This is a genomic window from Pantoea agglomerans (assembly GCF_021397715.1).
Classification (GTDB): domain Bacteria; phylum Pseudomonadota; class Gammaproteobacteria; order Enterobacterales; family Enterobacteriaceae; genus Pantoea; species Pantoea astica.
In genome coordinates, this window is record NZ_CP090207.1 from 3,533,499 (window position 1) to 3,551,288 (window position 17,790).

Genomic DNA, 17,790 nt, shown 5'->3' on the forward strand with positions numbered 1-17,790 from the left:
GGTCCTTATTTCTGCACCACAATATTTTCTTGTGAAGGATCAACGTGCTGCAATTGCAGCTTCTCGGTTGCGATTCGTTCAACACGGCTGTGATCGCCCAGCGCGTTCTCTTCCAGGATCAGGTTGCGCCACTCGATATCAAGCGCATCACGCTCCAGCACCAGTTGCTCACGCTGTGCGGTCAGCAACCGCGTTTTATGCGTGGTGGTAACCACCAGTACCGCAGAAACCAGCACGGCGATCAGCAGCAGAAACGGGATCTTGCCTTTTCGCAGTAGATCCCCGCCAATTACGGCGGGCAGGCTGTGGCGCTCATTACCGATCATGCGTCGGTCTTCTCCGCAATACGTAATACCGAACTGCGCGCGCGTGGGTTCTCAGCGACTTCCGCGTCGCCCGGCGACAGTTTGCCCAGCAACTTCAGTTCACGTCCGCCCAGCGCACGTAACTGCTGTTCGGTCATGGGTAATCCGGCCGGCACTTGTGGTCCGCGGCTCTGATCGCGCATAAAGCGCTTCACCAGCCGATCTTCTAGCGAGTGGAAGCTGATCACCGACAGCCGTCCCTGCGGCGCCAGTACCTCAACCGCGCCTTTCAGCGCAATGTCGATCTCTTCCAGTTCACTGTTGATCCAGATGCGAATCGCCTGGAAACTGCGCGTCGCCGGATGTTTGAACTTATCTTTGATCGGCGTAGCGGCGGCGATCACCTCTGCCAGTTCTCTGGTCCGGGTCATCGGCTGCTCGCGGTTGCGCTCGACAATGGCGCGGGCGATACGTTTAGCAAAACGTTCTTCACCGTAGGTCTTCAGCACGAAAGCGATGTCCGCTTCTTCGGCGTGGAGCAACCATTCCGCGGCAGAATGGCCGCGCGTCGGGTCCATCCGCATATCCAGCGGTCCATCGCGCATAAAGGAAAAGCCGCGTTCGGCATCATCCAGTTGCGGCGATGAGACGCCCAAATCGAGCAAAATGCCGTCAATTTTACCGACTAATTCACGCTCAGAAACGTACTCTGCCAGCGCGGAAAAAGGACCATGAATAATTGAGAAACGCGGGTCGGTGATCTCAGCGGCCGCGGCAATAGCTTGCGGGTCACGATCGATAGCGATCAGCTTTCCCTCCGCGCCAAGGTGCGAAAGAATTAAGCGCGAGTGACCGCCACGACCAAACGTGCCGTCGATGTAGATGCCGTCTTCCCTGATGTTGAGGCCGTTAACCGCCTCATCTAACAGCACGGTGGTATGTTTAAAATTTTCCTGCATAGCTATAGCGACAAGTCCTGCAACCGCTCAGATAAAGGTTCCTGAGCCGACTGTTCTGCGTCAATATCTTCCCTGACTTGTTGATACCAGGTCTGTTCATCCCACAGTTCAAACTTGTTGAACTGTCCAACCAGCATCACTTCTTTGGTTAATTTGGCGTGCTGACGAAGCGTATTCGCCAGCAACAAGCGGCCTGCATTGTCCATCTGACACTCACTGGCATGCCCCAACAACAGGCGCTGCACGCGGCGCTCAAGCGGGTTCATACTGGATAAGCGAGCAAGCTTTTTTTCAATGATTTCCCATTCGGGCAGGGTATAAAGCAACAGGCATGGCTGGTGGAGGTCGATGGTACAGACCATCTGCCCCTGCGACTCACCGTTCAGTAAATCGCGATATCGCATTGGTACAGCGAGCCGCCCTTTACTGTCGAGATTGACTAACGTTGCTCCACGGAACATGTCAGCCTTACCCCCTGGTTACCCATTTACGCCACTTTATCCCACTTTTTACCACGAAACGAGTTTAAGGACCCGATGAAATCCTTGTCAAGCCGGAGCGGCAGTTGAATATCACTCTTTACAGGCCGGAAAATTAGCCTCCGGTGTCGATATATTCAAAAAAGGGGGAAAAATAAAAATTAAACCGATGAATACCTGAATAAAAATAGCGGCGCGCAAAAAAATGGCTAAAAATGAAACAATGTAAAGCGCTAAATATTTATCGTGGTTTCTGAGACGGCGGCGGCATTTTAGGGGATTTCCGAAAGGAAGCCCAGCGGCTTCAGGCAAGACGGGGAAGAAGGTTTGTTGAAGATATAAACAAATAATATAAATAAAGCTTTTTGATTTGTTAGATTCAATGAGCAGAATTTACGCTTTTTTACCTCAAGTGATTTTTTTGTCGATGTCAGAACAGCAATTTAAAACGGCGGGCAGCAGTAATACTGCCCGTGACTCATTTAACTTTCCGGCTTAATTGTCCACGGCGGTATAAATTACGCCGGATGCGGGTTAAACCCGGTTTAGGTTTTCTCGGTTCGTCTAACGACGCTAAAACCAATTCCAGTACCCGCTCTGCCACATCCCGGTGACGCTGACCGACCGCCAGTACCGGACACTCCAGAAAGTCCAGTAATTCGTGGTCGCCAAAAGTGGCAATAGCCAGCTCGGTGGGAAGCCGCCCGTCACGTTTCAGCGTGACATCCATTACGCCCTGCAGCAGACCAAACGAGGTGGTGAACAGCGCTTCAGGCATCGGGTGATCTTCAAGATACTGTTCGAACAGTGCGGCCGCTGCGCTGCGCTCAAAACTGTTGCAGTAGATGTAGTCAATCGGACGGGTATCCTCTTTCCACGCCTCGCGGAATCCCATCTCGCGCAGGAAACTGACCGAAAGCTCAGGCAATGCGCCGAGGAACAGCACATTCTTCACCTCAAGCTGCCGTAATTCCGCCGCCAGCATATAAGCGTCATCCTGATCGGCGCCCACCACGCTGGTGAAGTGCTCACGATCGAGCGCGCGGTCTAAGGCGATAATCGGTAGCGGATCGTTGATCCAGCGCTGGTAAAACGGATGCTCTGGCGGTAACGAGGTTGAGACGATAATCGCATCAACCTGCCGCTGGAGCAGATGTTCAATGCAGCGCATCTCATTATCAGGCTGGTCTTCCGAACAGGCGATCAGCAGCTGATAGCCACGCTGGCGTGCCTGACGTTCAAGATAATTTGCGATGCGGGTATAACTTGTATTCTCAAGATCGGGAATAACTAAGCCAATGGATCGCGTACGCCCGGCACGCAGGCCAGCCGCCACCGCGTTAGGGTGGTAATTGTGCTCACGCACCACCGCCATCACTTTCTCAACGGTTTTGTCGCTGACACGATACTGCCGCGCTTTGCCATTAATGACATAACTGGCCGTGGTGCGCGACACGCCTGCCAGGCGCGCAATTTCATCCAGTTTCACGATAACCCTCAATCAAGGCCGCTCGAACGACAAAAATAGCCGCAGTTAAGCTATGGACAACTCATGGTTATCATCTAACAGCAGAAAAGTGCGCGGAGCAACCGCTTTTCTGAATGTAACCCGCCTGGCGCATAAAAAATAAAAAAACCCGGCATTTCGCCGGGTTAGAGACATCCTGAGTGATGACGTAGCGTGATTAACGCATGATGCGATCGCCGCGTGACACGCCGACGATACCGGAGCGTGCGACTTCAACAATTTCCGCCACGTCACGCACCGTCGCCAGGAAAGCGTCCAGTTTGTCACTGGTGCCCGCCAGCTGAACCGTGTACAGCGTTGGCGTCACGTCGATGATCTGACCCCGGAAGATCTCCGCGTTGCGCTTTACCTCTTCCCGGCCGTAGCCACTGGCCTGAATCTTCACCAGCATGATCTCGCGTTCAACGTAAGCGCCCTGCCCCAGCTCGGTGACGCGCAGCACGTCTACCAGCTTGTGCAGTTGCTTCTCAATCTGCTCCAGCACCTTCTGATCGCCGACCGTCTGAATGGTCATCCGCGACAGGGTCGGATCGTCGGTTGGCGCAACGGTCAGACTTTCGATGTTATATCCGCGCTGTGAGAACAGGCCGACGACGCGGGATAATGCGCCGGATTCGTTCTCCAGCAGAACCGATAAAATGCGACGCATAGTTATGTCCTCTCCGTTTTGCTTAACCACATCTCATCCATGCTGCCACCGCGAATCTGCATCGGGTAAACGTGCTCGCTGCCGTCGACGGTGACATCCACAAACACCAGACGGCCCTGCGCCAGCGTTTCCAGCGCCAGCGCCAGCTTCTCTTCCAGCTCAGCCGGATGCTCAATGGCGATCCCCACATGGCCGTAGGCTTCAGCCAGACGGACAAAATCGGGCAGCGACTCCATATAAGACTGGGAGTGACGGCCAGAATAGATCATATCCTGCCACTGTTTCACCATGCCAAGGAAACGGTTGTTGAGGTTCAGCACCAGCACTGGCAGATTGTACTGCAGCGCGGTGGAGAGCTCCTGAATGTTCATCTGGATACTGCCGTCACCGGTGACACAAATAACGGTTTCATCCGGCAATGCCATTTTCACACCCAGCGCCGCCGGCAGGCCAAAGCCCATGGTGCCGAGGCCACCGGAGTTGATCCAGCGGCGTGGCTTATCAAACTGGTAGTAGAGCGCTGCGAACATCTGATGCTGACCAACGTCAGAGGTGACATAGGCGTCACCTTTTGTCAGGCGGCAGATGGTTTCGATGACCGCCTGCGGCTTGATTTTCGCGCTGGTGCGATCAAACTCCAGGCAGTGACGACTGCGCCAGCCCTCTATCGACTGCCACCAGTCGCGCAGGCTATCGAGCGGCTGTTTGCTGTCGGTTTGAGCCAGTAACTCCAGCATCTGCTGCAGCACCTGGCGGGCATCACCCACGATGGGAATATCGGCCGCCACCGTTTTCGAAATGGAGGTCGGATCGATATCGATGTGCATCACCGTGGCATCCGGGCAATATTTTGCCAGGTTATTGGTGGTACGGTCATCAAAGCGCACCCCGACGCCAAAAATCAGGTCAGCATTGTGCATCGTCATGTTGGCTTCGTAAGTGCCGTGCATCCCCAGCATCCCCACGCACTGACGATGAGTGCCAGGAAACGCACCCAGCCCCATCAGCGAGGTGGTCACCGGAATATTCAGGCTCTCCGCCAGCTGCAGCAGCTCCGCCTCACAGCCTGCGGTAATGGCACCCCCGCCGACATACATCACCGGTTTGTGCGCGGCCAGCAGCGTATTCAGTGCGCGCTTGATCTGCCCTTTATGCCCCTGAATCGTCGGGTTATAAGAGCGCATGCTCACTTCTTCCGGCCAGTGATAAGGCAGTTTGTTGGCCGGATTCAGAATGTCCTTCGGCAGATCGATCACCACCGGTCCCGGACGTCCCGTGGAGGCCAGCCAGAATGCTTTTTTCAGCACCGTCGGGATCTCTTCGGTGTTTTTCACCAGGAAACTGTGTTTCACCACCGGACGGGAGATGCCAACCATGTCGCACTCCTGAAAGGCGTCATAGCCGATCAGCGACGACGGCACCTGGCCCGACAGAATCACCAGCGGGATTGAATCCATATAGGCGGTTGCGATACCGGTAATCGCATTGGTGGCACCGGGTCCGGACGTCACCAGCACCACGCCGACTTCGCCGGTCGCGCGCGCCAGGCCATCAGCCATGTGCACCGCGCCCTGTTCATGGCGCACCAGAACGTGGTCGATACCTCCGACGGTTTGCAGCGCGTCGTAAATATCTAATACCGCGCCACCCGGATAACCGAATACCTGCTTAACGCCCTGATCGATTAACGAACGGACGACCATTTCGGCTCCTGACAACATCTCCATCTTCTGCCTCCAGGCGTGAGGACCGGGCTGCGCTAACGTGCCTTGCGCGTTACGTCACCCCGATACCTGCTTTGCCAATGTAAGATCAAAACCTTATGTTTATGCCCGCACGACGGAAACGCATTCCGCTGTCCGGATACAGAGAATTCTGTTGAGTTCATTGTTTTGAGAGTAGGTCGATTACCATAACCGCAGTTAACCTGGCAGGCAAACCGCAAACTCGCGCAAATTAAACCGTGCGAACGTAAAGGCTCTGCGCGATAAGAAAGGGCTACGCCGATTAAACTAATTACGCCGCAGAACCGCAGAGGAAAATGCTGGCGATGAAATTATTTTCAGCGCGATCTAAGAAATAGCGAAAAGTTATTGCCGCCTGACACAGCCCACAATTTCCTGTCTCATTTCTTTTCTGGCGTAATTAACCTTAAAACCATAAAAGTTCATACGATTATGCTGAACAGGCGAAAATAATTGTCACCAGGCTGCGTGACAGAGAAATCGAATAACTTTTTATTTTCAATAAATTAAAAAACAACAGGCGTCATCACACCGCCCACAGCAACCCGTTTTAACCCGCACCGCGTAGGCTGCTGTGCATTACGCTGCTTCACCGATATCTGACAGAATATTTTCCTTCATCGCCGCAAAAAATAGCCCTTCATTCAAGGTTGACATCGCTGGGGGATTCCAGTACCAATATGTGCAGCACAAAATTTTATGAGGTTTGAATCCATGTTTCGTTCTTCTCGCCTACTCGGTCTACTACTAAACGCATTCAGTTTGCGCGGTAGACTTGTGGGCGGAATCAAACACTGATTCAAACCTGCTGAAAGTTAAAAACCCGCGCCTGTCGCGGGTTTTTTTATGCTCGTTGCAAGGCAAGAGAAATGCATAAGGATGATTACGATGAGCCAGCAAGTCATTATTTTCGATACCACTCTGCGCGACGGTGAGCAGGCATTACAGGCCAGCCTGAGTGTGAAAGAAAAATTGCAGATCGCATTAGCGCTGGAGCGCATGGGCGTTGACGTTATGGAGGTTGGTTTTCCGGTCTCTTCTCCCGGTGATTTTGAATCCGTACAGACTATCGCTCGCACCATTAAAAACAGCCGGGTCTGCGGTCTGGCGCGCTGTGTAGAGAAAGATATTGACGCCGCTTACGAATCACTGCGCGTTGCCGAAGCCTTCCGTATTCATACTTTCATCGCGACGTCGCCGATGCACATCGCCACTAAACTGCGCAGTACGCTGCCAGAGGTGATTGAGCGTGCGGTGAAGATGGTGAAACGCGCCCGCAATTATACCGATGACGTCGAGTTCTCCTGTGAAGATGGCGGCCGGACCCCGATTGATGATCTGTGCCGGATGGTTGAAGCGGCGATTAACGCCGGTGCCCGCACCATCAACATCCCCGACACCGTTGGCTATACCCTGCCAGGCGAATATGCGCACATCATCAGCCAGTTAATTCAGCGCGTGCCAAACATCGATAAAGCGATTCTCTCTGTGCATACCCATGATGACCTGGGCATGGCGACCGGTAACGCCCTCGCCGCCGTGCAGGCAGGCGCGCGTCAGGTTGAAGGAACGCTGAATGGCCTGGGCGAACGTGCCGGTAACTGTGCGCTGGAAGAGGTGATCATGGCGATCAAAACCCGCCAGCAGATCATGAACGTCCACACCAATATCAATCATCAGGAAATCTACCGCACCAGCCAGATGGTCAGCCAGATCTGCAATATGCCGATCCCGGCGAACAAAGCGGTGGTCGGCTCTAACGCTTTCGCCCACTCCTCCGGTATTCACCAGGATGGCGTGCTGAAGAACCGCGAAAACTATGAAATCCTGACGCCTGAATCGATTGGCCTGCACAAAATTCAGCTCAACCTGACCTCGCGCTCAGGCCGTGCGGCGGTCAAACACCGCATGGAAGAGATGGGCTACGCAGAACGTGATTACAACCTGGATACCCTGTACGACGCCTTCCTGAAGCTGGCGGATAAGAAAGGTCAGGTATTTGATTACGACCTGGAAGCGCTGGCCTTTATCAATAAACAGAATGAAGAACCGGAACACTTCCAGCTGCACGAATTTAATGTCCAGACCGGCTCCAGCATTACCGCCACTGCCTCGGTCAATCTGGGCTGTGGCGACGAGAATAAATCGGATGCCGCAACCGGCAATGGCCCGGTGGATGCCGTCTACCAGGCGATCAATCGCATCACCCAGCTGGATGCAGAGCTGGTGAACTACAAACTGACCGCCAAAGGCCACGGCGAAAATGCGCTGGGTCAGGTGGATATCGTCGTGAGCTACAACGGCCGTAAGTTCCACGGCGTCGGTCTGGCGACCGATATCGTCGAATCCTCCGCCAAAGCGATGGTGAACGCCCTGAACAACATCTGGCGCGCCAGACAGGTTGAGCAAGAATTGCAGCGCAAATTTAAAGATCAGAAGGAAACGGTATAACTATGTCCAGTTCTTCCCATATCGCAGTGTTACCGGGTGACGGTATCGGCCCTGAAGTGATGGCGCAGGCAATGAAAGTGTTAGACGCGATTCGTCAGCGCTTCGACATGCGCATCACCACCAGCGAATACGCCGTCGGCGGCATCGCCATCGACCAGCATGGCGAACCGTTACCGCCAGCCACCGTTGCTGGCTGTGAGCAGGCGGACGCCATTCTGTTCGGTTCAGTTGGCGGACCTAAGTGGGAACACCTGCCGCCCGCCTCGCAGCCTGAGCGTGGTGCGCTGCTGCCGTTGCGTAAACATTTCCGTCTGTTCAGCAACCTGCGTCCGGCAGCGCTCTACAGCGGGCTGGAAGCCTTTTGTCCGCTGCGCAGCGACATCGCCGCTAAAGGTTTCGACATTCTGTGCGTGCGCGAACTGACCGGCGGCATCTACTTCGGCCAGCCGAAAGGCCGTGAAGGCAGCGGTCCGCACGAGCGGGCCTTTGATACCGAGGTTTACCACCGTTTCGAAATTGAACGCATCGCCCGCATCGCCTTTGAGTCAGCGCGCAAGCGTCGTCATAAAGTGACCTCCATCGACAAAGCCAACGTGCTGCAGACCTCAGTGATGTGGCGTGAGATCGTCAATGAGATCGCTAAAGAGTATCCGGATGTCGAGCTGAGCCACATGTACATCGACAATGCCACCATGCAGCTGATCAAAGACCCGTCGCAGTTTGATGTACTGCTCTGCTCTAACCTGTTCGGTGACATTCTCTCTGATGAGTGCGCCATGATCACCGGCTCAATGGGCATGCTGCCTTCCGCCAGCCTGAACGAAGAAGGTTTTGGTCTGTTTGAACCGGCGGGCGGCTCTGCGCCTGATATCGCCGGTCAGAATATCGCTAACCCGGTGGCGCAGATCCTGTCACTGGCGCTGCTGTTACGTTACAGCCTGAATGCCGATGACGCCGCCGACAGCATTGAGCGCGCCATCAGCCGGGCGCTGGAAGAGGGCTACCGCACCAAAGATTTAGCCGGTGACGGCCCAGCGATCAGCACAGATGAGATGGGCAGCATCATCGCCCGCTTTATCGCCGAGGAAAAATAAAATAATGAAAACGTTATACCAGAAGTTATTTGATGCACATGTCGTCCACGAAGCGCCGAACGAAACGCCGTTACTCTACATCGATCGCCACCTGATCCATGAAGTGACGTCACCTCAGGCGTTCGACGGTCTGCGCGCGCACGGGCGTAAAGTCCGTCAGCCCGAAAAGACCTTCGCCACCATGGATCACAACGTCTCTACCCAGACCAAAGACATTAACGCCTCGGGTGAGATGGCCCGTATTCAGATGCAGGAGCTGATGAAAAACTGCGCCGAGTTTGGCGTCCAGCTCTATGACCTGAACCACCCGTTCCAGGGCATCGTCCACGTTATCGGTCCTGAGCAGGGTATGACGCTGCCGGGCATGACCATCGTCTGCGGCGACTCACACACCGCCACGCACGGCGCCTTTGGCTCGCTGGCCTTTGGTATCGGCACCTCAGAAGTGGAACATGTGTTCGCGACCCAGACGCTGAAACAGGGTCGGGCGAAAACCATGAAAATTGAAGTTCTGGGCGAAGCCGCAACCGGCATTACCGCCAAAGATATCGTGCTGGCGATCATCGGTAAAACCGGCAGCGCGGGCGGCACCGGTCATGTGGTGGAGTTCTGCGGTCCGGCGATTGAAGCGCTGAGTATGGAAGGCCGCATGACCCTGTGTAATATGGCGATTGAGATGGGTGCCAAAGCGGGTCTGGTTGCGCCGGATGACACTACCTTCAACTACCTGAAGGGTCGTCAGTTCTCGCCGAAAGATGAGAAATGGGAACAGGCTGTCACGTACTGGCGCACGCTGAAGTCCGATGAAGGCGCGAAATTTGATGCAGTCGTCACTCTGCACGCAGAAGAGATCGCTCCTCAGGTTACCTGGGGTACCAATCCGGGTCAGGTGATTGCCGTCGATCAGGTGATCCCGAATCCCGCCTCGTTCGCCGATCCGGTCGAGCGTGCTTCAGCGGAGAAAGCGCTGGCCTACATGAATCTGCAGCCGGGCATTAAGCTGACCGATGTGGCGATTGATAAAGTCTTTATCGGCTCCTGCACCAACTCACGCATTGAAGATCTGCGTGCCGCAGCCGCCATCGCCAAAGGTCGTAAAGTTGCGCCAGGCGTGATCGCCATGGTGGTGCCGGGTTCCGGCCCGGTCAAAGCCCAGGCCGAAGCGGAAGGTCTGGATAAAATCTTCCTGGAAGCGGGTTTTGAATGGCGTCTGCCAGGTTGCTCAATGTGTCTGGCGATGAACAATGACCGCCTGAATCCGGGCGAGCGCTGCGCCTCAACCAGCAACCGCAATTTTGAAGGTCGTCAGGGCCGCGGTGGCCGGACGCATCTGGTCAGCCCGGCAATGGCTGCGGCAGCTGCCGTCACCGGCCATTTTGCTGACATCCGTCAACTGACAGGAGCCTGAGTCATGGCGAATAAATTTACCCAACACACCGGCATTGTTGCGCCACTGGATGCGGCTAACGTTGATACTGACGCCATCATTCCTAAGCAGTTTTTACAGAAAGTGACCCGTACCGGTTTCGGCCAGCATCTGTTCCACGACTGGCGCTTTGAAGATGATGCCGGTACGGTGCCGACACCCGGTTTTGTACTCAACAAGCCGGAGTTCAAAGGCACCAGCATTCTGCTGGCGCGCGAAAACTTCGGCTGCGGCTCTTCTCGTGAGCATGCGCCGTGGGCGCTGACCGATTTCGGTTTTCACGTGGTGATTGCGCCGAGCTTCGCTGACATTTTTTACGGCAACAGCTTCAATAACCAGCTGCTGCCGGTGAAATTAAGCGAACAGGAAGTGGATGAGATGTTTAAACTGGTGGCGGCCCAGCCCGGCATTCGCTTTACGGTCGATCTGGAAGCGCAGACGGTCACTGCGGGGGATAAGGTCTATCCGTTTGAGCTCGACAGCTTCCGCCGTCACTGCATGATCAACGGCCTCGACAGCATCGGCCTGACGCTGCAGCATGAAGCGTCAATCTCGCAGTATGAGCAGAATCAACCAGCCTACCTGCGCTGATCATCATGACAGGGCGACGCTGACGTCGCCCTGCTTCTTTATACGTCGCGCACCCGCGCCGACATCACCAAAGCCACTATCGCCAGCCCAAACGCCAGCCAGTAAACCGCCTCATGTCCCAGCCGCTCACTCAGGGTTCCCTGAATCACTCCCGCCAGAATCATGCCGGTTGAAATGGAGTTAGTGAACATCGTTGTCGCCGCACCTGGCCGCCCCGGCATTAAATCCTGAAACCACAACATGCCGATCCCGGCGATAATCCCGACAAAGACCGCATTAAACAGCTGCAGCACCATCAAAGAGGTACGCGAATTAAACAGCACCAGCCCGAGGTAGAACAGCACACCGGCCGCCACGGCCAGCAACATCAGCCGCCGTTTGCCCACTTTACGGGCGTAATGTCCGGCCAGCAGCATCACCGGGATCTCCAGCCCGGCGGCGGTGCCCATCAGCAGCCCGGCCAGCTTTTCCGGCAATCCCAGCGTGGTACTGATGTAGAGCGGCATATCGATGATATACATGGTATTGCAGGTCCACATGGTCACCGAGGCGATGAACAGTAAACGCACATCCCGGTCGCGCCAGCCGCTCAGCGGCAGGCCGCCGCTTTGCAGCAGCGGTGTGGCACGCGGTACCGACGGCAGAGTAAACCACACCAGCAGAATGCAGATCAGAAACAGTGCTGCCGCCACCATAAACAGCGTTACGAAGCCGTAGTTCAGCGCCAGCGCGAATGACAGCGGCGGTCCGATTACCCACGCCAGCGATAGCTGCGCACGCATCACTGAACTGAACATCACCGCTTCCCGCGCCGACTGATCGGCATATTCACGCGCCAGCGCGAACAGTTGCGGCATCGACACGCTGGCCAGCGCCGACAGTAGCACCCCAAGGGTAATCAGCGTCAGATAATGGCGGGTAAAAGCAAACAGCAGCGCATTGACCAGCGCCATCAGGCAGCAAAACAGAATGATGTTACGGCGATCGCCGACGCTGTCCGATCGCTTCGCCACCAGCATACTCACCACGATACCGGCCACCGCGTTGATGGTGAAAAACAGCCCGACCCAGAATGGGCGAGCCTGCACCTCGCGGGTTAAAAACAGGCTGAGCGTCGGTGCCTGCAGCGCACCGGCCACGCCCAGCATGAACGAGGCGACCATAAAAGCGAGATAGATCGGATTGATGCGGCGCTGCCGCGTTAACAGCGATTTCATACCGAAATCCCTTACAGGATGAACAGGGGAAGAGAAGAAGGGTAGACGATACCGTGCAGCATGAAAAAAGCCAGCAGAGATCATCTGCTGGCGGTGTAAATGCACCCTACTCAGAAAAGCATCCCGCTGAACAGCGGCATGAGGGTCGAACGCCATTCATTGCTGAATGCCTCCCGCTCTTCCCATAAGGGAAAGTTTGCTCTTAAAATAGGGCAAGAAAAACAGAGCGCTTTTCAGCAGGAGTTCCTCTTTTATGTCCTCATCTCGTCTGAAGCAGCAGTTTATTCGCCTGTGGCAAAGCTGTCAGGGTCAGACGCAGGAGATCACCCTCAGTGAACTGGCTGACCTGCTGCACTGCTCGCGTCGTCATATGCGTAATTTACTCAACCGGATGCAGGCTGCCGGCTGGTTGATCTGGCAGGCTGAGGCCGGACGCGGTAAGCGCTCGCAGCTCACTTTTTGCTACACCGGCCTGGCGCTACAGCAGCAGCGGGCGGAGGATCTGCTGGAGCAGGATCGCATCGATCAGCTGGTGCAGCTGGTCGGCGATAAAAATCAGGTCAGGCAGATGATTGGCGCCCACCTTGGCCGCAGCTTCCGCCAGGGCAAACACATTCTGCGGGTGCTTTACTACCGTCCGCTGCTTAATCTTCAACCCGGCTCCGCCCTGCGCCGCTCCGAAACCCATATTGCCCGCCAGATTTTCAACGGCCTGACGCGCATAAATGAGGAAAACGGGGAAATCGAGGCTGATATCGCCCACCACTGGCAGCAAACCTCCCCGCTACACTGGCGCTTCTTTCTGCGTCCGGCGATTCGCTTTCATCATGGTCGCGAGCTGGAGATGGCCGACGTGATCGATTCGCTGGGACGTCAGCGCCAGCAGCCGCTGTTTTCCCACATTCAGCAGATCGACTCGCCCGCGCCCTGGACGCTGGATATCACCTTAAACCAGCCCGACGACTGGTTACCCTGGTTGCTGGCCAGCGTCAGCGCCATGATCCTGCCGCGCGAGTGGCCGACGCTGCGCGACTTTGCCCGCCAGCCGATTGGCACCGGCCCGTACAGCGTGATCCGCAATCAGGAAAGCCAGCTGAAGATTGAAGCCTTTGATGATTACTTCGGCTTTCGCGCCCTGATTGATGACGTCTCTATCTGGGTCTTGCCGGATATCAGCGACGAACTGGTCTATGCGGGCGTACGTCTGCAGGGCGACGGCGCAGATGAGGTGCAGGAAGAGAGCCGCCTCGAAGAGGGTTGCTACTATTTGCTGTTCGATCAGCGCTCAGAGAAGGGCCGCGACGAGGCGATACGGCGCTGGGTCAGCTATCTGTTTAACCCTATCGCCCTGCTCAATCATGCTGGCGTGGGTTATCAGCGCTACTGGTTTCCAGCCTATGGCCTGCTGCCGCGCTGGCATCACCGGCGCGATCTGACGCCGGTAGAAAAGCCGCCCGGCCTGACCCATCTGACGCTGACCTGGTATAGCCAGCACGTCGAGCACGAAGGGATCGCCAATGCGTTGCGTCCGCTGCTGGCGCAGCACGGCGTCACGCTGGAGACCCGCGAGATCAGCTACGAAAGCTGGTATCAGGGTGAAGCGGAAAGTGACATCTGGCTCGGCAGCGTGAACTTTACCCTGCCGCTGAATTATTCACTGTTTGCGCAGCTGTATGAGATCCCGCTGCTGCATCACTGCCTGCCGATTGACTGGCAGGCTGATGCCGCCCGCTGGCGCGAAAAGGCGCTGCCGCTGGCGGAATGGAGTAAGCGGTTAGTGGAAGACGCCGGGCTGCATCCACTGTTTCATCACTGGCTGCTGCTGGAAGGTCAGCGCAGTATGCGCGGCGTACGGATGAATACGCTGGGCTGGTTCGATTTTAAATCGGCCTGGTTTGCGCCGCCCGCGCTGTAACGCTTTCGCGCTACGGCTGAAATGACTAGAATGTGACGTTCTCAACGGGGTGCCGCGTGCGGCTGAGAAAGACCCGTCGAACCTGATTCGGTTAATACCGACGTAGGGATTTGAGAGACCTGCTGCTCAGATCCTTTGCGACTCATCCCCTATTCTCCCGAAGGAGCGCAAAGTGTTAAACAAAGTTCTGCCACTGCTGCTGTTACTCTCCACGCCGGTCCTGGCGGCTAAACCGGTGCTCACGGTCTACACCTACGACTCCTTCTCCGCTGACTGGGGCCCAGGCCCGGCGATTAAAAAAGCCTTTGAAGCGCAGTGCGACTGCGAACTGAAATTTGTCACGCTGGAAGATGGCGTATCGCTGCTGAATCGCGTGCGGATGGAAGGCAAAAACAGCAAAGCCGATGTGGTACTGGGACTGGATAACAACCTGCTGCAGGCGGCGCAAAAAACCGGCCTGTTCGCCGCCAGTCAGGTCGATACCGCGCAGCTGACGCTACCGGGCGGCTGGCACGACAGCACCTTTATCCCGTTTGACTACGGCTATTTCGCCTTCGTCTATGACAAAACCCGCCTGAAAAATCCGCCGAAAAGCCTGAAAGAGCTGGTAGAGAGCCCGGAAAAATGGCGGGTGATCTACGAAGATCCGCGCACCAGTACACCGGGATTAGGTCTGCTGCTGTGGATGCAAAAAGTCTATGGCGATCAGGCACCGCAGGCGTGGCAAAAGCTGGCGCAGAAAACCGTGACCGTCACCAAGGGCTGGAGTGAAGCCTACGGCCTGTTCCTGAAAGGGGAAGGCGATCTGGTGCTGAGCTATACCACCTCGCCGGCTTACCACCTCATCGAAGAGAAAAAAGAGAACTACGCCGCCGCGCCGTTTGCCGAAGGTCACTATCTGCAGGTTGAGGTCGCCGCACAGTTAGCCAGCAGCAAACAGCCGAAACTGGCGCAGCAGTTCATGCAATTTATGGTGTCGCCTGCGTTCCAGAACACCATCCCGACCGGCAACTGGATGTATCCGGTGATCAACACCACCCTGCCGGCCGGATTTTCGACACTGAAGGTGCCTGCCACCGCGCTGCAATACTCGCCGGAAGAGGTTGCCAGCCAGCGTTCAGGCTGGATTAGCCAGTGGCAACGCGCCGTCAGCCGCTGATGCCGCGCTGGCTGATTCCTGGTTCGCTCGCCACGCTGCTGTTAATCAGCGTGGCGCTGTTCGCCTTTGGCTCACTGTGGAATGCCGCGCCGGTCACCGACTGGCGCAGCGTGCTGCAGGACGCGTATCTGCATCACGTTATCGCCTTCTCCTTTGGTCAGGCGCTGCTCTCTGCCCTGCTGTCGCTGCTGCCCGCCCTGCCGCTGGCCCGCGCCCTCTATCGACGCCGCTTTCCCGGCCGCCAGTTATTGCTGCGCCTGTGCGCCATGACGCTGGTGCTGCCGGTGCTGGTGGCGGTGTTCGGCTTGCTGACGGTCTATGGTCGCGTCGGCTGGCTGGCGCAGATTTGTCAGCTGATCGGCATCGATTATCGCTTCTCGCCCTATGGGTTGCAGGGCATTTTGCTGGCACACGTCTTTTTTAACCTGCCGCTGGCGACGCGCCTGATGCTGCAGGCGCTGGAAAGTATTCCGGCGGAACAGCGCCAGCTGGCGGCGCAGCTTGATCTGCGCGGCTGGCACCACTTTCGCTTGCTGGAGTGGCCGTGGCTGCGTCGTCAGCTGCTGCCGACCGGCGCGCTGATCTTTATGCTCTGCTTCGCCAGCTTCGCCACCGTGCTGTCGCTGGGCGGCGGGCCGCAGGCCACCACCATTGAACTGGCGATCTTCCAGGCGCTCAGTTACGACTACGATCCCGGACGGGCCGCCCTGCTGGCGCTGATCCAGCTCGGCTGCTGTCTGACGCTGGTGCTGCTTAGCCAGCGTTTCAGCAAGGCGATTCCCGTCGGCACCAGCCAGCTGCACGGCTGGCGCGATCCGCAGGATTCGCGCCTGGCGCAGCTGACCGATGGCCTGCTGATTGTGCTGGCGTTACTGCTGCTGTTGCCGCCGCTGGCGGCAGTGGTGGTGGATGGTTTGCACGGCGGGTTGCGCGGCGCGCTGGCCCAGCCAGCACTGTGGCAGGCGACGCTGACCTCGTTGCGCATTGCGCTGGGTGCCGGTCTGCTCTGTGTCACACTGACGCTGATGCTGCTGTGGAGCAGTCGCGAGTTGCGCCTGCGCCAGCATCCGGTCGCGGCGCAGCTGATCGACACCAGCGGTATGCTGATTCTGGCCATGCCCGGGATCGTGCTGGCGACCGGTTTCTTTTTGCTGTTTAACGCCACCGTCGGCCTGCCGGACTCGGCGGATGGGCTGGTGATCTTCACCAATGCGCTGATCGCCATTCCCTATGCGCTGAAAGTGCTGGAAAACCCGATGCGTGACGTCGCCGGGCGCTACGGCAGACTCTGCGAATCACTGGATATCCACGGCTGGAACCGGCTGCGACTGATTGAACTGCGGGCGCTGAAGCGTCCGCTGGCGCAGGCGCTGGCGTTTGCCTGCGTGCTGTCGATTGGTGATTTTGGTGTCGTGGCGCTGTTTGGTAACGCCGACTTCCGCACGCTGCCGTTCTACCTTTATCAACAGATCGGCGCCTATCGCGGTGCCGATGGCGCAGTGACCGCCCTGTTGTTGCTGTTACTCTGTTTGTTGCTGTTCACCCTGATGGAAAAATTACCGGGCCGCCATGCTGACTCTGAATAACCTTACCTACCTTTATCAGCATCTGCCGATGCGCTTCAGCCTGCACGCCGGGCGCGGCGAGCGTCTGGCGATCCTCGGCCCAAGCGGGGCGGGAAAAAGCACGTTGCTCAGTCTGATCGCCGGATTTCTGCCGATTCGTCAGGGCACGCTGCTGATTGATGGTCAGGACCACAGCCACAGCGTACCGGCCAGGCGGCCGGTTTCGATGCTGTTTCAGGAGAACAACCTGTTTCCGCACCTCAGCGTGCAGCAGAACATGGCGCTGGGATTGCATCCGGGATTGAAACTGAACGCCGATCAGCGTCAGCAGCTGGCTGCGCTGGCTGAACAGGTGGGGCTGGGCGATCTGCTGGCGCGGCTGCCGGGCGAGCTGTCGGGTGGACAACGTCAGCGCGTGGCGCTGGCGCGCTGCCTGCTGCGTGACCGGCCAGTGCTGCTGCTGGATGAGCCGTTTTCGGCGCTCGACCCGGCGCTGCGCAGCGAAATGCTGCAGCTGGTGCGCTCGGTGTGTGAAGCGCGCAGCATCACGCTGCTGATGGTGTCGCACAGTCTGGAAGATGCGCAGCAGATCGCGCCGCGCAGCGTAGTGATTGTCGATGGTCGGGTTTACTGGGATGGCGCGACCCGACAGTTGCTGTCGGGCGAGACGCGGGAAGCCGAGGTGCTGGGCATCCCGCGCCGCTGAA

Annotated in this window: 16 protein-coding genes and 1 riboswitch; of the genes, 9 read left to right on the forward strand and 7 right to left on the reverse strand. The window is 56.9% G+C overall.

Annotated elements, in window-relative coordinates; genetic code table 11:
• Positions 1-5: 5 nt before the first annotated feature.
• The 6 genes from ftsL to ilvI form a co-directional block, all read right to left on the reverse strand.
• Entirely contained in the window at positions 6-326 is a 321-nt protein-coding gene (ftsL, locus tag LZU96_RS16945; protein ID WP_094119258.1) for a cell division protein FtsL, read from the reverse strand.
• Positions 323-1,264, reverse strand: coding sequence for a 16S rRNA (cytosine(1402)-N(4))-methyltransferase RsmH (gene rsmH, locus LZU96_RS16950; protein ID WP_233985310.1), 942 nt, complete (start codon positions 1,262-1,264; stop codon positions 323-325). Before rsmH ends, ftsL begins: the two co-directional genes overlap by 4 nt.
• A 2-nt stretch (positions 1,265-1,266) precedes the next feature.
• Positions 1,267-1,725: a division/cell wall cluster transcriptional repressor MraZ gene (gene mraZ / locus LZU96_RS16955; RefSeq protein ID WP_094119257.1), complete on the reverse strand. Its 459-nt coding sequence runs from the start codon at positions 1,723-1,725 to the stop codon at positions 1,267-1,269.
• Between the two features lie 496 nt (positions 1,726-2,221).
• Positions 2,222-3,232, reverse strand: coding sequence for a catabolite repressor/activator (gene cra, locus LZU96_RS16960; RefSeq protein WP_233985311.1), 1,011 nt, complete (start codon positions 3,230-3,232; stop codon positions 2,222-2,224).
• Positions 3,233-3,428: 196 nt separating this feature from the next.
• Entirely contained in the window at positions 3,429-3,920 is a 492-nt protein-coding gene (ilvN, locus tag LZU96_RS16965) for an acetolactate synthase small subunit (RefSeq protein ID WP_233985312.1), read from the reverse strand.
• Between the two features lie 2 nt (positions 3,921-3,922).
• Entirely contained in the window at positions 3,923-5,647 is a 1,725-nt protein-coding gene (ilvI, locus tag LZU96_RS16970) for an acetolactate synthase 3 large subunit (protein WP_233985313.1), read from the reverse strand.
• Between the two features lie 732 nt (positions 5,648-6,379).
• On the opposite strand from ilvI, the gene leuL reads away from it, so the two are divergent.
• The 5 genes from leuL (at position 6,380) to leuD (ending at position 11,227) form a co-directional block, all read left to right on the forward strand.
• Positions 6,380-6,463 (forward strand): leu operon leader peptide, encoded by an 84-nt coding sequence (gene leuL, locus LZU96_RS23620; RefSeq protein ID WP_122983613.1) that lies wholly within the window; start codon positions 6,380-6,382, stop codon positions 6,461-6,463.
• 90 nt (positions 6,464-6,553) lie between these two features.
• Positions 6,554-8,116, forward strand: a complete 1,563-nt coding sequence (gene leuA, locus LZU96_RS16975) for a 2-isopropylmalate synthase (protein ID WP_233985314.1) — start codon at positions 6,554-6,556, stop codon at positions 8,114-8,116.
• Between the two features lie 2 nt (positions 8,117-8,118).
• Entirely contained in the window at positions 8,119-9,210 is a 1,092-nt protein-coding gene (gene leuB, locus LZU96_RS16980) for a 3-isopropylmalate dehydrogenase (protein WP_233985315.1), read from the forward strand.
• Between the two features lie 4 nt (positions 9,211-9,214).
• Positions 9,215-10,618 carry a 3-isopropylmalate dehydratase large subunit gene (leuC, locus tag LZU96_RS16985; RefSeq protein WP_233985316.1) on the forward strand — a complete coding sequence of 468 codons (1,404 nt, stop codon included), beginning with the start codon at positions 9,215-9,217 and terminating at the stop codon, positions 10,616-10,618.
• Positions 10,619-10,621: 3 nt separating this feature from the next.
• On the forward strand, positions 10,622-11,227 hold the full coding sequence (leuD, locus tag LZU96_RS16990; protein ID WP_094119250.1) for a 3-isopropylmalate dehydratase small subunit: 606 nt from the start codon (positions 10,622-10,624) through the stop codon (positions 11,225-11,227).
• Between the two features lie 38 nt (positions 11,228-11,265).
• Here the strand turns inward: leuD and LZU96_RS16995 are convergent, their stop codons facing one another.
• Entirely contained in the window at positions 11,266-12,444 is a 1,179-nt protein-coding gene (locus tag LZU96_RS16995; RefSeq protein ID WP_233985317.1) for an MFS transporter, read from the reverse strand.
• 253 nt (positions 12,445-12,697) lie between these two features.
• On the opposite strand from LZU96_RS16995, the gene sgrR reads away from it, so the two are divergent.
• The 4 genes from sgrR to thiQ all read left to right on the forward strand — a co-directional run bounded on the left by sgrR (position 12,698) and on the right by thiQ (position 17,789).
• On the forward strand, positions 12,698-14,359 hold the full coding sequence (sgrR, locus tag LZU96_RS17000) for an HTH-type transcriptional regulator SgrR (protein ID WP_233985318.1): 1,662 nt from the start codon (positions 12,698-12,700) through the stop codon (positions 14,357-14,359).
• Positions 14,360-14,394: 35 nt separating this feature from the next.
• Positions 14,395-14,486: riboswitch (TPP riboswitch) on the forward strand.
• Between the two features lie 45 nt (positions 14,487-14,531).
• Positions 14,532-15,518, forward strand: a complete 987-nt coding sequence (gene thiB, locus LZU96_RS17005) for a thiamine ABC transporter substrate binding subunit (protein ID WP_233985319.1) — start codon at positions 14,532-14,534, stop codon at positions 15,516-15,518.
• Positions 15,494-17,104, forward strand: a complete 1,611-nt coding sequence (gene thiP, locus LZU96_RS17010; RefSeq protein ID WP_233985320.1) for a thiamine/thiamine pyrophosphate ABC transporter permease ThiP — start codon at positions 15,494-15,496, stop codon at positions 17,102-17,104. Before thiB ends, thiP begins: the two co-directional genes overlap by 25 nt.
• A complete protein-coding gene (gene thiQ / locus LZU96_RS17015; RefSeq protein ID WP_233985321.1) occupies positions 17,088-17,789 on the forward strand; it encodes a thiamine ABC transporter ATP-binding protein ThiQ in 702 nt (233 codons plus the stop codon). Before thiP ends, thiQ begins: the two co-directional genes overlap by 17 nt.
• The last annotated feature ends 1 nt before the right edge of the window (position 17,790 follow it).

What these genes read in the sequence shown, in the direction of transcription:
- mraZ (WP_094119257.1), bottom strand. Translation starts at nt 1,725, where the DNA reads ATGTTCCGTGGAGCAACGTTAGTCAATCTCGACAGTAAAGGGCGGCTC.
- leuL (WP_122983613.1), top strand. Translation starts at nt 6,380, where the DNA reads ATGTTTCGTTCTTCTCGCCTACTCGGTCTACTACTAAACGCATTCAGT.
- ilvN (WP_233985312.1), bottom strand. Translation starts at nt 3,920, where the DNA reads ATGCGTCGCATTTTATCGGTTCTGCTGGAGAACGAATCCGGCGCATTA.
- ftsL (WP_094119258.1), bottom strand. Translation starts at nt 326, where the DNA reads ATGATCGGTAATGAGCGCCACAGCCTGCCCGCCGTAATTGGCGGGGAT.
- sgrR (WP_233985318.1), top strand. Translation starts at nt 12,698, where the DNA reads ATGTCCTCATCTCGTCTGAAGCAGCAGTTTATTCGCCTGTGGCAAAGC.
- leuD (WP_094119250.1), top strand. Translation starts at nt 10,622, where the DNA reads ATGGCGAATAAATTTACCCAACACACCGGCATTGTTGCGCCACTGGAT.
- leuC (WP_233985316.1), top strand. Translation starts at nt 9,215, where the DNA reads ATGAAAACGTTATACCAGAAGTTATTTGATGCACATGTCGTCCACGAA.
- rsmH (WP_233985310.1), bottom strand. Translation starts at nt 1,264, where the DNA reads ATGCAGGAAAATTTTAAACATACCACCGTGCTGTTAGATGAGGCGGTT.
- LZU96_RS16995 (WP_233985317.1), bottom strand. Translation starts at nt 12,444, where the DNA reads ATGAAATCGCTGTTAACGCGGCAGCGCCGCATCAATCCGATCTATCTC.
- ilvI (WP_233985313.1), bottom strand. Translation starts at nt 5,647, where the DNA reads ATGGAGATGTTGTCAGGAGCCGAAATGGTCGTCCGTTCGTTAATCGAT.
- leuB (WP_233985315.1), top strand. Translation starts at nt 8,119, where the DNA reads ATGTCCAGTTCTTCCCATATCGCAGTGTTACCGGGTGACGGTATCGGC.
- thiQ (WP_233985321.1), top strand. Translation starts at nt 17,088, where the DNA reads ATGCTGACTCTGAATAACCTTACCTACCTTTATCAGCATCTGCCGATG.
- leuA (WP_233985314.1), top strand. Translation starts at nt 6,554, where the DNA reads ATGAGCCAGCAAGTCATTATTTTCGATACCACTCTGCGCGACGGTGAG.